Origin of the sequence: Flavobacterium sp. N3904 (assembly GCF_025947305.1) — a bacterium.
Lineage (GTDB): Bacteria > Bacteroidota > Bacteroidia > Flavobacteriales > Flavobacteriaceae > Flavobacterium.
The window spans coordinates 2061687-2074967 of the sequence record NZ_CP110009.1; the positions used below are offsets into that span (position 1 = coordinate 2061687).

At 34.0% G+C, this 13281-nt stretch carries 14 protein-coding genes; 5 read left to right on the plus strand and 9 right to left on the minus strand.

Features of this window, described 5'->3' with window-relative positions; genetic code table 11:
* Positions 1-18: 18 nt before the first annotated feature.
* The 9 genes from OLM57_RS08620 to recF form a co-directional block, all read right to left on the minus strand.
* Positions 19-843, minus strand: coding sequence for an energy transducer TonB (locus OLM57_RS08620; RefSeq protein ID WP_264566792.1), 825 nt, complete (start codon positions 841-843; stop codon positions 19-21).
* Positions 844-1125: 282 nt separating this feature from the next.
* Positions 1126-1677 carry an RNA polymerase sigma factor gene (locus OLM57_RS08625; RefSeq protein ID WP_264566793.1) on the minus strand — a complete coding sequence of 184 codons (552 nt, stop codon included), beginning with the start codon at positions 1675-1677 and terminating at the stop codon, positions 1126-1128.
* Positions 1668-2774: a glycosyltransferase gene (locus OLM57_RS08630; protein WP_264566897.1), complete on the minus strand. Its 1107-nt coding sequence runs from the start codon at positions 2772-2774 to the stop codon at positions 1668-1670. Before OLM57_RS08630 ends, OLM57_RS08625 begins: the two co-directional genes overlap by 10 nt.
* Positions 2775-2849: 75 nt before the next feature.
* Positions 2850-3464 (minus strand): FMN-binding negative transcriptional regulator, encoded by a 615-nt coding sequence (locus tag OLM57_RS08635; protein ID WP_264566794.1) that lies wholly within the window; start codon positions 3462-3464, stop codon positions 2850-2852.
* Between the two features lie 10 nt (positions 3465-3474).
* Positions 3475-3921, minus strand: coding sequence for a GNAT family N-acetyltransferase (locus OLM57_RS08640; RefSeq protein ID WP_264566795.1), 447 nt, complete (start codon positions 3919-3921; stop codon positions 3475-3477).
* A 25-nt stretch (positions 3922-3946) separates the two neighbouring features.
* Positions 3947-4960, minus strand: a complete 1014-nt coding sequence (murB, locus tag OLM57_RS08645) for a UDP-N-acetylmuramate dehydrogenase (protein WP_264566796.1) — start codon at positions 4958-4960, stop codon at positions 3947-3949.
* Positions 4961-4995: 35 nt separating this feature from the next.
* Positions 4996-5667 (minus strand): DUF2461 domain-containing protein, encoded by a 672-nt coding sequence (locus OLM57_RS08650; RefSeq protein ID WP_264566797.1) that lies wholly within the window; start codon positions 5665-5667, stop codon positions 4996-4998.
* An 8-nt stretch (positions 5668-5675) separates the two neighbouring features.
* Positions 5676-6374, minus strand: a complete 699-nt coding sequence (locus OLM57_RS08655) for a thioredoxin domain-containing protein (protein ID WP_264566798.1) — start codon at positions 6372-6374, stop codon at positions 5676-5678.
* Positions 6375-6453: 79 nt separating this feature from the next.
* Entirely contained in the window at positions 6454-7533 is a 1080-nt protein-coding gene (recF, locus tag OLM57_RS08660; RefSeq protein WP_264566799.1) for a DNA replication/repair protein RecF, read from the minus strand.
* Between the two features lie 390 nt (positions 7534-7923).
* On the opposite strand from recF, the gene OLM57_RS08665 reads away from it, so the two are divergent.
* From OLM57_RS08665 to OLM57_RS08685, 5 genes are all read left to right on the plus strand, one after another.
* Positions 7924-8700, plus strand: coding sequence for a tetratricopeptide repeat protein (locus tag OLM57_RS08665; RefSeq protein WP_264566800.1), 777 nt, complete (start codon positions 7924-7926; stop codon positions 8698-8700).
* A 93-nt stretch (positions 8701-8793) separates the two neighbouring features.
* A complete protein-coding gene (ribH, locus tag OLM57_RS08670; RefSeq protein ID WP_264566801.1) occupies positions 8794-9366 on the plus strand; it encodes a 6,7-dimethyl-8-ribityllumazine synthase in 573 nt (190 codons plus the stop codon).
* A 301-nt stretch (positions 9367-9667) separates the two neighbouring features.
* Positions 9668-11560, plus strand: a complete 1893-nt coding sequence (gene mutL, locus OLM57_RS08675; RefSeq protein WP_264566802.1) for a DNA mismatch repair endonuclease MutL — start codon at positions 9668-9670, stop codon at positions 11558-11560.
* Entirely contained in the window at positions 11557-12315 is a 759-nt protein-coding gene (locus OLM57_RS08680; RefSeq protein ID WP_264566803.1) for a rhomboid family intramembrane serine protease, read from the plus strand. Before mutL ends, OLM57_RS08680 begins: the two co-directional genes overlap by 4 nt.
* 55 nt (positions 12316-12370) lie before the next feature.
* Complete coding sequence (locus tag OLM57_RS08685) at positions 12371-13231, plus strand: rhomboid family intramembrane serine protease (protein WP_264566804.1); 861 nt, start codon at positions 12371-12373, stop codon at positions 13229-13231.
* The last annotated feature ends 50 nt before the right edge of the window (positions 13232-13281 follow it).

A 13281-nucleotide genomic window follows, 5' to 3' on the forward strand; every position in this document is an offset into this window, starting at 1 on the left:
CTTTTTTTTAGTTTTTTATTAATTCGATTGTATTGTAATCGGTAGATTATATGAAGTTCGAACCGCTTTTCCCTCAAACATACCTGGCGACCATTTGGTTTTTAAAGATTTTAGAACGCGTATTGCTTCCGCACCAAGGCCATAACCAGGGTCTTTTAGCACTTTTATGTCTGTCATGCTTCCGTCTTTTTCAATAACAAAAGAAACACTTACTCTAATATCACTCTCGCTGTCTAAATCTGGTTTTTCAAAATTAGTGCCAACGTAAGTATAAAACTTTTTGATTCCTCCCGGAAATTCAGGCATTTTATCAACCATATTGCTAGTTAGGATGGTAGTGTCAGTAATGCCGGAGCTACTTGCAACAACTGCGCCAGTTGAAGGGGTTGTCCCTACTCCTGAACCAGCTACTCCCGATGTGTTATCGCTGGGATTGATTTTTAGATCGATGTTAGTGGCAATATCTTTTGGGGTTGCTGCATCAGGATGAACGATTTGTGGATTTATGAGTTGTACATCGGTATTGATGTTCTGTGTAATTGGTTTTTTAACTTCAGGCATAGGTTCTTCAACTTTTGTTTCAGGTAGCACATAAGGGTCGACATCTACGACTACAATCGGCGGTAAGTCTGGAACTAATGTTGGAATCCGGTGATCGGGATTTAGATAATTATAAACCATAGGAATACTGATGGCGGCTGTCAAAAGTAATACTCCCATAAAGAGCGCAAAAAAGGATGTCTTGGTGTTTTCCTGACGTAAATGATACGCTCCGTATTCTTTGTTTCTGTTTTCGAAAACAATGTTAATCCAGTCGGTTTCGTAGATGTTAAGTTTAGACATAATTTATGGATTTAAATGGTTAAGTAGAAATTAAATCATAAGCAAAGAGTAGTTTTTATTTTTAACGTGAATAACAGGAATTTTAGTATGTGTGAATGTAATTATTTTTCAACAAAAGTGTTAAAAATATTTTGTTATAAGTAAATGTAGTGATTTTTATTATTATTACCTGTGGATATTTAACAAATTAAACTCTGTTAATGTAATTGAGTTTTAGCGGATTCTCTTGTAGGCGAAGACAGCGTTTTACTTAGTATTCAGTAAAACCTAACAAAACTTGAATTATCGTCTGTTTTGGATAATTTCGGAAAGTAATTTCTTGGCACGAAGCAATTTGATTTTCACATTGCTCAAGGGTTCGTTTATTTTGTTGGCAATTTCTTGGTAACTCATTTCCTGAAAATAACGCAACTGAATCACTTCTTGGTAATGGGGTTTTAACTCTTTTATAAATTGCAATAGCCGCGAAAGATTTTGTTCTGTTATCAATACATCTTCCGCCGACGGAGTGGTGTCGGCAATATTGTAGGCTTGTTGGTCTTGCTCGTCTGTAATTTCTATAAACAAGCTCGATTTATTTTTTCGAATTAAATCGATATGTACATTTTTGGCTATAGAAATAAGCCAAGTATTAAACTGGTATTCTGAATTGTATGTGGCAATTTTGTCAAATGCTTTAGAGAAAGTTTCAATGGTGATATCTTCGGCATTTGTTTCGTTTTCAGTGCGTTTGAGCATGAATCCGTACACTTCATTCCAATAATAATCCAACAGAAAAGTAAAGGCTACTTGATCTCCTTTTTTTGCTTTTTCTATATATTTGTTTATTTCCAATGGGCAGGTTTTGAAAAAATATTGGTAAAAAAGATATTAATTTGAGTGAATATAAGAATAATTTCTATAAAAGGATACCAATACATCACATCTTTTTCTTTTAATTTTCCTGCTGCAAATCCGATTACGATCCAAGTAAACAAATATCTAAAGCCGATAAGGCTTAACACAAGTATCCATTGAAATTGGAATGCTAATAAAATTATGGGAACAATAAAAAACAACAACTGGGAAATAAAGAAGAAGCCGAGTTGTATTTTGTCAAAGGCTTTGTAATGTTTGGCTGTGGCAACGTGTCTTCTTTTTTGAATAAACCAATCTTTAAAATTAGTTTTTGGTGTCGAATATGTAAAGCTTTCAGGAGTATAACTAATAGTAGTATTATCAGCATTTGCCGCTTGATTGATGAACAAATCATCATCGCCTGAACGAATTTGAATATGGTCTATAAAACCGTTTACATTAAAAAATTCGTCTTTTTTGTATGCCAAATTACGACCTACACCCATATACGGTTTACCCATTTTTGCCCACGAAAAATATTGCATGGCGGTAAGTAATGTTTCAAATCGGATTATTTTATTGAGGATTGAGTTGGCTATCTTTTCATAAGCGCCATAGCCCAAGACTATAGTTTTTTCTTTGGAGAATTGCGCACTCATCGCAGTTATCCAATCTTTAGAAGTCGGATAACAATCGGCATCTGTAAATAATAAATGTTCTTTTGTAGCGGCCTTAATTCCTAATGTTAGGGCGTATTTTTTGTTTCCCCAAAAGGCTTCGTTGTTTTTTACTTTAACCAATTTTATGTTTGAATATTTTTTTTCAAACTCTTCAAATATATCCAAAGTGTTATCACTAGAAGCATCGTCAATCAAAACGATTTCAAAATCAGGATAATTTTGTTCAATCAGTAAGGGAATGTATTTTATAACATTTTCTTCTTCATTTTTGGCACAAACAATCACAGAAATTGGAATGTTTTTTGCTTCTATTTCTTGGACTTTTGAAAAAGAAAACTTCCCAAAAACAATTAAATAATAAAAAAGTTGAATGACAACTACAGCAATAAAAAAGTATAAAGTAAAGGTTAGCATCATTGTATTTTTTGGCGTTTAAAAACGATTGCAAATGTAATTAGCAATTGTCAATTATCAATGTAAAATCATTAATTACTTTCTGTTTTTAGCCATTTCTTTCGCCACAGCCATAGATTGAGGGTTTTCTGTTTTTTGTAATTCGGATATAATATTCGAATAATTTTTGTCATCTCGGTTTTGTGACATTTTATTTTGGGCCTTTATCTCTTCTATTTTTATTTCAAAAGCTACAATTCCGCGGGTTTGCATCATCGTTTTCTTGGATAAATCAGCTACCCGAACGGGGCATTTGGAATTTTTCTCGTATTTGTCCACTAGTTTAGTCAACGAATCGATTACAGCATCTCCTTCAATGATTTTTATTTTTCCGTAAACATGAACTGCTGAGTAATTCCATGTTGGTACATTTTCATGGTCGTACCAAGACGAAGAAATATAGGAGTGAGGCCCTGTAAATACAGCTAATACTTGGTCATCTGATTCAAATGCTGTCCATTGCGGGTTTTCTTTTGAGATATGTCCCATCAAAACTTCATCTCCTTCTGAATTGATTTCCAGTTCCAATGGAATATGAGTTGCCCATAATTTTCCATTGGTTTGATTGATTAGAATACCAAAAGCATTTGCTTTTAGAAAGGTTCTGATGGCATCTTTATCTTCGTTTTTGTATAAATTAGGAATGTACATTTTTATGGTTTTAAAGTAATTTTTGAAAACAAACAGCGTCTAAACGACCAATATATTTACCATAATTAGGTGTTTTTATATAGTTTGAATTCATATAAAATGAACACCCTTCTTTATTTTTTACCCGTGTTTCCAAAACCAATTCTTCATAACCCAACTCTTTTGCTTTTGCTTCCAAAAAAGATAAAATAGATTGTCCAATGCTTTTTCTAGGATATTTAGCAAACATTCGTTTAACTTCTCCTGTTTTGTCAGAAAGCGGTCTAATTGCTCCGCATCCCACAATTTCATCATTTAATTCTGCTACTACAAATAGGTATTTAGGATTGTTGTATTCCCATTCGGTAAAAGAGTTTTTGCCGTCACTTCCAAAGCGTTCATAAAGATTCTGAGATAATTCCTCAATTATAGAATAAGCGCTAGGGTCATTTGGATTTGAAATTTTTATTGCCAGCATTTTTTTGAATTGAATTATTTCGAATCTAAATTATATTAACCTCCGCTTCAATATGAATCCCAAACATATTAAAAACAGTATCTTGAACGGTTTTGGAAACATTTAGTATTTCTTGCCCTGTTGCACCTCCGTAATTTACGAGAACTAATGCTTGGTTTTTATGAATTCCGGCATCGCCAAAACGTTTTCCTTTCAGACCAGCTTGTTCAATTAACCAACCTGCAGGTACTTTGACTTCGGTTTCTGAAATATCAAAGAATCGCATTTCGGGAAATTTTTGGTGGATTTTTTCAAAATCTGTTTTTAAAAGGATTGGATTCTTGAAAAAACTGCCGCTGTTTCCTAATTCGGCCGGGTCTGGTAATTTACTTTTTCGAATGGCAATTACTGCATTACTCACGTCCTTGAGTGTTGGAGTTGTAACGTCGTTTTTGGCTAATTCGGCGGTGATGTCTCCGTACGAAGTATTTATTTTATGGTTTTGCTTCGTTAGTTTGAAAACAACAGCCGTTATAATGTATTGGTCTTTTACCTCATTTTTGAAAACACTTTCTCTGTATCCAAAATGACATTCATCTTTGGTAAAGGTTCTCATTTCCTGATTTTCGATATTTATGGCTTCACAAGAAACAAAAGTGTCTTTGATTTCAGTGCCATAAGCGCCTATGTTTTGTACGGGAGTTGTACCGACATTTCCCGGAATGAGCGACATGTTTTCGAGTCCGCCAAAGTTTTGATCTATTGCCCAAAGCACAAATTGATGCCAGTTTTCACCTGCTTGACTTTCTACCCAAACATAATCGGGGTCTTCTTTGAGTATTTTTTTTCCTTTTAAATCAATATGAATGACTAAAGCTTCGATGTTTTTAGTCAAAAGCATATTGCTCCCGCCACCAAGAACGAATTTCTTTTGGTCTTTGTTTTGTTCCAAAATGCTTTTCAATTCGGGTACAGTGTGAACGGCAACAAATTGGTCGGCTTTGGCTTCAATGCCAAATGTATTGTAGTTTTTTAAAGAAAAATTATTTAGAATCTCCATAAAGAATTGGATTTAATGGTATTTGGCTCTTGGATCTATTCCGAATATAAAGCTCTGTCGATAAAATTATTGAAAGGTTTTAAAGCTATCATTTTTTCTACCATTGAAGGCACAAAATCTTTTTGAGTAACTAATTTGGTATCGAATGGTTGAGTAGCCGTAAAGCTTTTTAATTTCAGGAATTCAATGGCTGGATCTTCCTTATCGTAGCCTTTTGGAGGGTTTTTTAAAGTCGAATTTTCGTCTCTATTCAAATTTTTATAAATGGATTTAAATTTTTTGTCACTTAAAATCTCCTGTAAATCATCATAGAAAAAGTGAATTTCTTTTCTGATTTTTTGCAGTTGATCGGGTTGTGGGCAATACAATCCACCGCCTACAAAGCACTTTCCATTTTCTATATGAAGGTAATAGCCCGAAGCTTCTGCATTTTTGGCTCCTGCAGATATCCAAACCCCTAAATTTGTTTTGTAGGGCGATTTGTCTTTGGCAAACCGAACGTCTCTATTGATTCTAAATGTACAGTTTTTGACTTCTAGCATTTCTAAGGAAGAGTCGAGCGGTTTAAGAGCATCAAGAAAAGAAGCCACCAATTGATGGTAGTCTTTTTTTACGGCTTCGTAGCGTTTTTTATTTTCCAGAAACCAATCGCGATTGTTGTTGGCTTTTAAATCTTCGAGGAATTGTAAGGTTTCTTTTGAGAGCATAGACGAGATTATTGTAATTGGGTTTTTAAATCTTCTTCACTGACGAATCCTGATTTTTGCCATTTTATTACTTTGTTTTCATATAATATTAAAGTAGGAAGTTCGCTGATTTTTAACTCTTTCATTATGGTTTTATTTTCGTCTGCATTCAAGCGAATGATAACTACTTTGTCGGCCATTTCTTTTTGCATTTTTAGTACGTAAGGCTCCATTTTTTTGCAGGGAGCACACCAAGGTGCATAAAAATTCACTAATACTTTCTTGTCAGATTTTAATAATTCATCGTATTCTTGAGGGCAAACACCAATGATTTTAGTATCGGGTTTTGCTAATCCTGCAGCTTCCCATTTAAGCATTCCGCCGTCAAGATTGTAAACGGTTGTAAAACCTAATTCGGCTAATTTTGCCGATGCTTTGGCGCTTCTTCCACCACTTTTACAATACACAAAAACAGGTTTTGTTTTGTCGTATTTGTCGGTTCTTAAAACAAAACTTTCACTAAGCCAATTTACATTATCGGAATTTTCGATATTTCCAGAGGCATATTCTTCGGGTGTACGAACGTCAAGAATTTGTGCATTTGGGGTTGTCTTAATCTTTTCAGAAAAGGTAGTAACATCAATTGTTTTTACAGCGGGTGATGTTTGCCCGTTACAAGAGAGTATAAAAAAAGATATAAGGAATAAAAAAATGTGATTTGTTTTCATTGTAAAATAAATGATTTAGTGTTGGTGTAAAATTAAGCAATTTTTGTTTTTTGAATCTTTAAGTAATCTTAAATAAAAGTTACAAATTGAAAATAGTATAACTCTGCAATGTCGATTTTACGATTGTTTCCGTCCGTTCGGGATGGGTGTCTGATATAAAAAGTTGTCCGAATGTGTCGTTGTTGACCATTTCTATAATTTTAGAAACGCGATTTTCGTCTAATTTGTCGAAGATGTCGTCAAAAAGCAGAATGGGTTTTACACCACTTTGTTTTTTTAGGAATTCAAACTGTGCGAGCTTCAATGCTATCAAAAAAGACTTTTGTTGTCCCTGAGAACCGAATTTCTTAATTGGATAATTGTCAATTTCAAAAGAAAGATCATCTTTGTGAATGCCTAAGCTGGTATATTGCAGCATCCGGTCTTTGTTGATGCTTTGCTGTAAAAGCGTCAGTAAATTATTTTCAAATAGATGGCTTTCATAAATCAATTGAACCGATTCCTGTGAACCTGTTATGTTGTGATGATGAAAGTTGAAAATTGGAATGAACTCGGCTATGAACGCTTTTCTTTTTTCGAAAATGGACTGACCAAATGCGGTTAACTGTTCATTATATATAGACAATGTATCGTTGTCATAGGTATGATTTAAGGCGAAATACTTTAATAAAGCATTGCGTTGACTCATTACTTTTTGGTATTGGATGAGTTGTTGTAGATAATGTGGGTCCAATTGGGAAATCACACTGTCCATAAACTTTCTTCTGGTTTCGCTTCCTTCTACGATTAAATCCCTGTCGGCTGGCGAAATAATTACTAAGGGAATGAATCCGATATGATCCGAGAATTTATCATAAGCTTTTCCGTTGCGTTTCAGGATTTTTTTTTGGCCTTTTTTGAGACTGCACACAATTTGCTCGGTTCTTTCGTTTTTTTCAAATTCGGCGTCAATGACAAAAAACTCTTCGCCATGTTTGATGTTTTGTACGGCAAGCGGATTAAAATAACTTTTTCCGTACGACAAATGATAGATGGCATCCAATACATTTGTTTTTCCGATGCCGTTTTTGCCTACAAAACAATTGATTTTGCTGTCAAATTCGAAATTGGCTTCGGAAAAGTTTTTGTAATTGAATAGGGATATTTTTTTTAAATACATCTGAAGTTCTTGCTGGAATTGTTGACTTTGAAGCCTTTTTTTGGGCGGTTTCTAAGATGGTGCAAATTATTGAAAAATATCGATATATAAGGAAGGGAATTTATGTTTTCGTTTTTTTACTACGTTTGTGGCTCGCGTAAGGGATAGAAGCAAGCTACCGAAGTAGCGCGGATAGCCCGACAGCAGAAAGGGAAAAGGGCGCTGACGACAAAGAGGATAGCCCTTTTTTCTGACTGGTGATACGCCCTAATTGTTGTGATAAAGTGATGGGTTTATAGTAGTAAAATCACGGCAAAAAAATATTTTTTTAATTTTGAATATAAAATCGATTTTTTTTACGTGCATTAGAATAAAAATTTTATTTTTGCCGTTCACTAAATTAAATTTTAAATGGCTACTTACAGTAAAAGAGGATATAAAACACCAAAAGAAAAGGAAGTAAAAGACGATGCAGTTGATAACATTATTATTGACGAAAAAGACAGCACAACTGCTGAGGTTTTTTCGAAATTAGATGAGACGGCTTCAAAAACAGAATTGTGGGTTGCTGAAAACCAAAAAATAATTTTTGGTATTGTAGGGGCTATTGCACTAGTAACTGTTGGTTATTTTGCTTATCAAAAATTTATTGTCACTCCAAAACAAGAAGATGCAGCCAGCGAAATGTTTGTTGCTCAATCTAATTTTGAAAAAGCGACAAATGGTGTGGCAAGCGATTCATTATACAAATTGTCATTGAATGGTTCTGAAGGAAAATTTGGATTTTTGAAAATTGCAGATGAATATTCAGGAACAGATGCAGGTAATTTGGCTAACTATTACGCGGGTATTGCTTACTTGAATACAGGTAAATATGATGAAGCGATTACGTATTTAGGAAAATTTAGCTCTGATGATATGATTTTGAGTGCTTTGGCAAAAGGAGCTATTGGAGATGCTTATTCTCAAAAAAATCAGCCAAAAGAAGCTTTGGACTATTATATTAAAGCAGCAGAATCTAATAAAAATGATTTTACAACACCACGTTTCTTGATGAAAGCAGGTAAAGTAGCTTTGGCGTTGGGAAATAAAGCAGATGCTTTGAAATATTTTACAGATATTAAAGAGAATTACGAAAACGCTCCTGAAGCTGCTACAGTAGATGGTTTGATTGGTTTGTCGCAATAGTTAAAAAAGATTTAGGAATGTTGTTTTATGGATTTCAAAGTTCTATCTTTATTATCTAAAATATGAATTCTAAAATCTAAATTCTAAAATTAAATGGCTACCGTAAATAAAAATTTATCGGATTACAATAAAAACACAGTCCCAAACGCGAAAGATTTTCGCTTTGGGATTGTTGTTTCAGAGTGGAATGATACCATCACAGAAGGTCTTTTTAATGGAGCAATTACTGCTTTGCTAGAAAATGAAGTCCCTTCTCATCACATTATTCGTTGGAATGTTCCTGGGAGCTTTGAGTTAATTTATGGTTCTAAAAAGATGTTACAAACTCAAAATGTTGATGCAGTTATTGCTATTGGATGTGTGATTCAGGGGCAAACCAAGCATTTTGATTTTGTATGCGAGGGTGTAACTCAGGGGATTAAAGATTTGAATGTTCAAACTGATGTTCCTGTTATTTTTTGTGTATTAACAGACGATAACATTCAACAATCTATTGATAGAAGTGGAGGAATTCACGGTAACAAAGGTACTGAAGCAGCAATTGCGGCTATCAAAATGGCTTATATTCGTCAACAGGCTTCATTGTCTCACCAAATTGATGACCAGCACTTATTATCTGCGGGTGCTTTACGAATCGAGAATTTGCCTTTGCAAATAGAAGAATAAAAAATATTTATAAAATTTTAAAAAACCTATACTTTCATAGAATTGTATAGGTTTTTTTATTTTATGGAACATTTTTAATAGATTTATTTTGCTTATTCAAAAACTGAAACCGACAAAATAAAATCAGCTTATTATTGGTTTTAAAAGGATTATGTTTTATTAAGATTTGTTGCGTAATTTTGGTTTTTTTTATGAGTGCCAAAGCGATAAAACCCAGTAGAAATTCCTTAAATTTGTCATCTTTGATTTTAATTTTTGTTTAAAATCTGAAATCTAAAACCTGAAACCTAATATTTTATTAATGTCGAGTATAATTCAATTGCTTCCTGATCATGTTGCCAACCAAATTGCTGCTGGAGAAGTAGTGCAAAGACCTGCTTCAGTAGTAAAAGAATTATTGGAAAATGCAGTTGATGCCAAAGCTACTGACATCAAATTGATTATAAAAGATGCAGGAAAATCATTGGTACAGGTAATTGATAATGGCTCTGGCATGAATGTTACCGATGCCCGTATGTGTTTTGAGCGTCATGCGACTTCCAAGATTCGTCAAGCAGAAGATTTATTCTCATTGCATACCAAAGGCTTTCGTGGCGAAGCATTGGCTTCTATTGCGGCAATTGCTCATATGGAAATGAAAACCAAACAAGAGCAGGAAGAATTGGGAACACACATTATTATTGAAGGTAGTAAGTTTGTATCTCAAGATGTGGCGGTGCTCCCCAAAGGAACTTCATTTGCGGTTAAGAATTTATTTTTTAATATACCAGCTCGTCGTAATTTCCTAAAATCCGATACGGTGGAATACCGACATGTGATTGATGAATTTCAACGAGTAGCATTGGCGCATCCCAAAATTCATTTTACCTTTTACCACAACGGTAGTGACATGTACAATTTGCCGCCATCGAGTTTGAGACAGCGAATTGTCAATTTTTTTGGTGGTAAAACCAATGAAAAATTGGTGCCAGTTGTCGAAGATACTGAGATGATGAATATTCAGGGTTTTGTAAGTAAACCTGAATTTGCCAAAAAAAATAGGGGCGAACAGTTTTTCTTCGTCAATGACCGATTTATAAAAAGTCCCTATTTGCATCATGCAGTTATGGCTGCTTATGACGGAATTTTGAAAGATGGTGCTCAACCGAGTTATTATTTGTATTTAACCGTGCCGCCAAATACAATCGATATCAATATACATCCTACGAAAACGGAAATTAAATTTGATAACGAAAGCGCTTTGTATGCTATTCTGAGGGCTTCTATTAAACACAGTTTAGGTCAGTTTAATGTAGCGCCCGTTCTGGATTTTGAACGTGATGCCAATTTAGACACGCCTTATCATTATAAAAATTTGGACGCGGAAGTGCCAACCATTCAAGTAGATGGAAATTATAATCCTTTCGCCGAAGATAAACCCAATAAGCTTTTTTCATCTTATAAGAAAACAGAACCTGCTGCTAGTTGGGAAAGTTTGTATGTAGATGTAAAACACGATACCGCTGTGGTTTCTGGAGACGATGCATTTGCTTCGAGCAACAACGAATATGCTTTCGAAAACAATGAATTTATTTTTGAAAACGAAGAAGTTACATCATCGTTGTTTAATGATCACGAAGTAGAACAGGCAGTTCATAAATCATATCAAATTCATAAAAAATACATTGTTTCGCCTATAAAATCTGGAATGGTGATAGTAGATCAAAACAGAGCACATCAGCGTGTTTTGTATGAACAATTTCTAGTCAATATGACGGTAAATCAAGCATCGAGTCAGCAATTGTTGTTTCCCATTAATTTGTTTTATTCGGCAAGCGAAATGGAACTTATTGTAGAGTTGCAGCAATCATTGATGAATACTGGCTTTGTTTTTGAGGAATCAAATCATGATCATATAGTTATTTCGGGTATTCCGATAAATGTTACAGAGAGCGAAGTAGCTGCAGTATTAGATCAATTATTGAGTGATTTGCATAACGGAATACCGGAGAGCAGTTTCAGCCAGAACGATACTATTGCCAAATCATTGGCCAAGAGTTTGGCTGTAAAAACAGGTACTTATTTAACCGAAAAAGAACAGGAAAACTTAGTAAATGGACTTTTTGCCTGTAAAGATCCTAATGTTTCCCCATTTCAAAAACCGACTTTCATTACCATGCGTGTGGAAGATTTAGATAAAAAATTTGCATTATGATGAATATTACACCGACAGTAAAACAGTTATTGATAATTAATGTATTGTTTTATATTGGCTCCATGATTGTTGGAGAGCCCGCTTACAAATTGCTTTCGATGTATTATTTCGAAAGTCCGGATTTTCATTTTTGGCAAATTTTCACACACATGTTTATGCATGCGCCATTGCCAAATATCATGCACATTGCTTTCAATATGTTTGCTTTGTATTCATTTGGTTCTGCACTAGAACATTTTTGGGGAGGTAAAAAGTTTCTGTTCTTTTACATTTCTTGTGGTTTAGGAGCAGCTTTATTGCATACTGGGGTGAATTATTATTTTTTTGAAAATGGAATTAATACCTTATTAGCCAATGGATATCAAAAAGTAGAAATACTAAAAATACTAAGTGAAGGAAAGTATGAAACCAAATGGCAGGAAGTGTTAACTCCTTCTGATTTTCAATCTTTCATGGGGGCGTATTTAGGAAATGTAGTAGGCGCTTCTGGAGCTATTTATGGTCTATTAGTTGCTTTTGCTTTTATGTTTCCAAATGCCGAATTGGCCTTGATGTTCATTCCAATTCCTATCAAAGCAAAGTATTTTGTTCCTGGATTGTTATTGATTGATTTGTATTTGGGTGTTGGTGGTAGTTCTCCTTTTGGAGGTTCTAGTGGAATTGCCCATTTTGCCCACCTTGGAGGAGCTTTGGTTGGTTATTTAATGATGTTGTATTGGAAGAAAAATCAATTCAATAGAAACCGTTGGAATTAAATTCTCCCAAGAGAACTATAATATTGACTACAATTCACAACTCATAAACTTAAATATGAATATTTTAGACGATTTAAAATTGCAATACAGATTAGGAGGAATTGGCTTAAAAATGATCTTCTGGAATGTAGGTTGTTTTCTGGTTTCATTAGCATTTTTCTATCATTATAAAGAACGCATTTTTGTTTTCCCCAATTGGATTGCTTTGTCATCAAATCCAACAGATTTGGTAACAAAACCATGGACTTTTCTATCCTATGCTTTTTTTCATAATGATTTTTGGCATTTGTTTTTCAACATGATGGTACTCAATTTTGCAAGCTACTTGTTTTTGACTTTTTTTTCGTCCAAACAATATTTGGGCTTATATCTATTAAGTGCAATTTTTGCGGGATTGATTTTTGTTTTGGGATTCAATATCTTGCATTTGAGTGGTTCTATCATTGGAGCTTCGGCCGCTATCATGGCAATTTTAGTAGCTGTGACGACCTATAGTCCATTGATGAATGTGCGATTAATGTTTATTGGTAATGTAAAATTATGGCACATCACTGCTGTAATCCTAATTTTGGATTTAATGCAGTTTCGTTCAGAAAATACTGGTGGACATATTTCACATCTAGCGGGTGCTTTGTTTGGTTTTATTTTTATAAAATTACTTCAAAACGGAATTGACCTAAGTAAAATAGTGACCAGTATTTTTGATTTTTTTGCTAATCTTTTTAAAAAGCCAGCAACTCCATTCAAAAAAGTACATAAAAATTATAAAAAACCTGTCGAAAAATCAGCTTCAAAAATTGTGGTAAAAGACAAAACGCAACAACAAATTGATGAGATTTTGGACAAAATAAGTCAGTCTGGTTACGATAGCTTGAATAAAGAAGAAAAAGAATTTTTGTTTAAAGCTGGAAAATAGTTTATTTTTATATTATTAATCGGAGTATAAATCGTAAACTTTTATTGCAT

Bases quoted from the DNA above. Each gene is read 5' to 3' on its own strand.
- OLM57_RS08620 (WP_264566792.1), bottom strand. From the start codon at position 843: ATGTCTAAACTTAACATCTACGAAACCGACTGGATTAACATTGTTTTC.
- OLM57_RS08630 (WP_264566897.1), bottom strand. From the start codon at position 2,774: ATGCTAACCTTTACTTTATACTTTTTTATTGCTGTAGTTGTCATTCAA.
- OLM57_RS08635 (WP_264566794.1), bottom strand. From the start codon at position 3,464: ATGTACATTCCTAATTTATACAAAAACGAAGATAAAGATGCCATCAGA.
- OLM57_RS08640 (WP_264566795.1), bottom strand. From the start codon at position 3,921: ATGCTGGCAATAAAAATTTCAAATCCAAATGACCCTAGCGCTTATTCT.
- murB (WP_264566796.1), bottom strand. From the start codon at position 4,960: ATGGAGATTCTAAATAATTTTTCTTTAAAAAACTACAATACATTTGGC.
- OLM57_RS08650 (WP_264566797.1), bottom strand. From the start codon at position 5,667: ATGCTCTCAAAAGAAACCTTACAATTCCTCGAAGATTTAAAAGCCAAC.
- OLM57_RS08655 (WP_264566798.1), bottom strand. From the start codon at position 6,374: ATGAAAACAAATCACATTTTTTTATTCCTTATATCTTTTTTTATACTC.
- recF (WP_264566799.1), bottom strand. From the start codon at position 7,533: ATGTATTTAAAAAAAATATCCCTATTCAATTACAAAAACTTTTCCGAA.
- OLM57_RS08665 (WP_264566800.1), top strand. From the start codon at position 7,924: ATGGCTACTTACAGTAAAAGAGGATATAAAACACCAAAAGAAAAGGAA.
- ribH (WP_264566801.1), top strand. From the start codon at position 8,794: ATGGCTACCGTAAATAAAAATTTATCGGATTACAATAAAAACACAGTC.
- mutL (WP_264566802.1), top strand. From the start codon at position 9,668: ATGTCGAGTATAATTCAATTGCTTCCTGATCATGTTGCCAACCAAATT.
- OLM57_RS08680 (WP_264566803.1), top strand. From the start codon at position 11,557: ATGATGAATATTACACCGACAGTAAAACAGTTATTGATAATTAATGTA.
- OLM57_RS08685 (WP_264566804.1), top strand. From the start codon at position 12,371: ATGAATATTTTAGACGATTTAAAATTGCAATACAGATTAGGAGGAATT.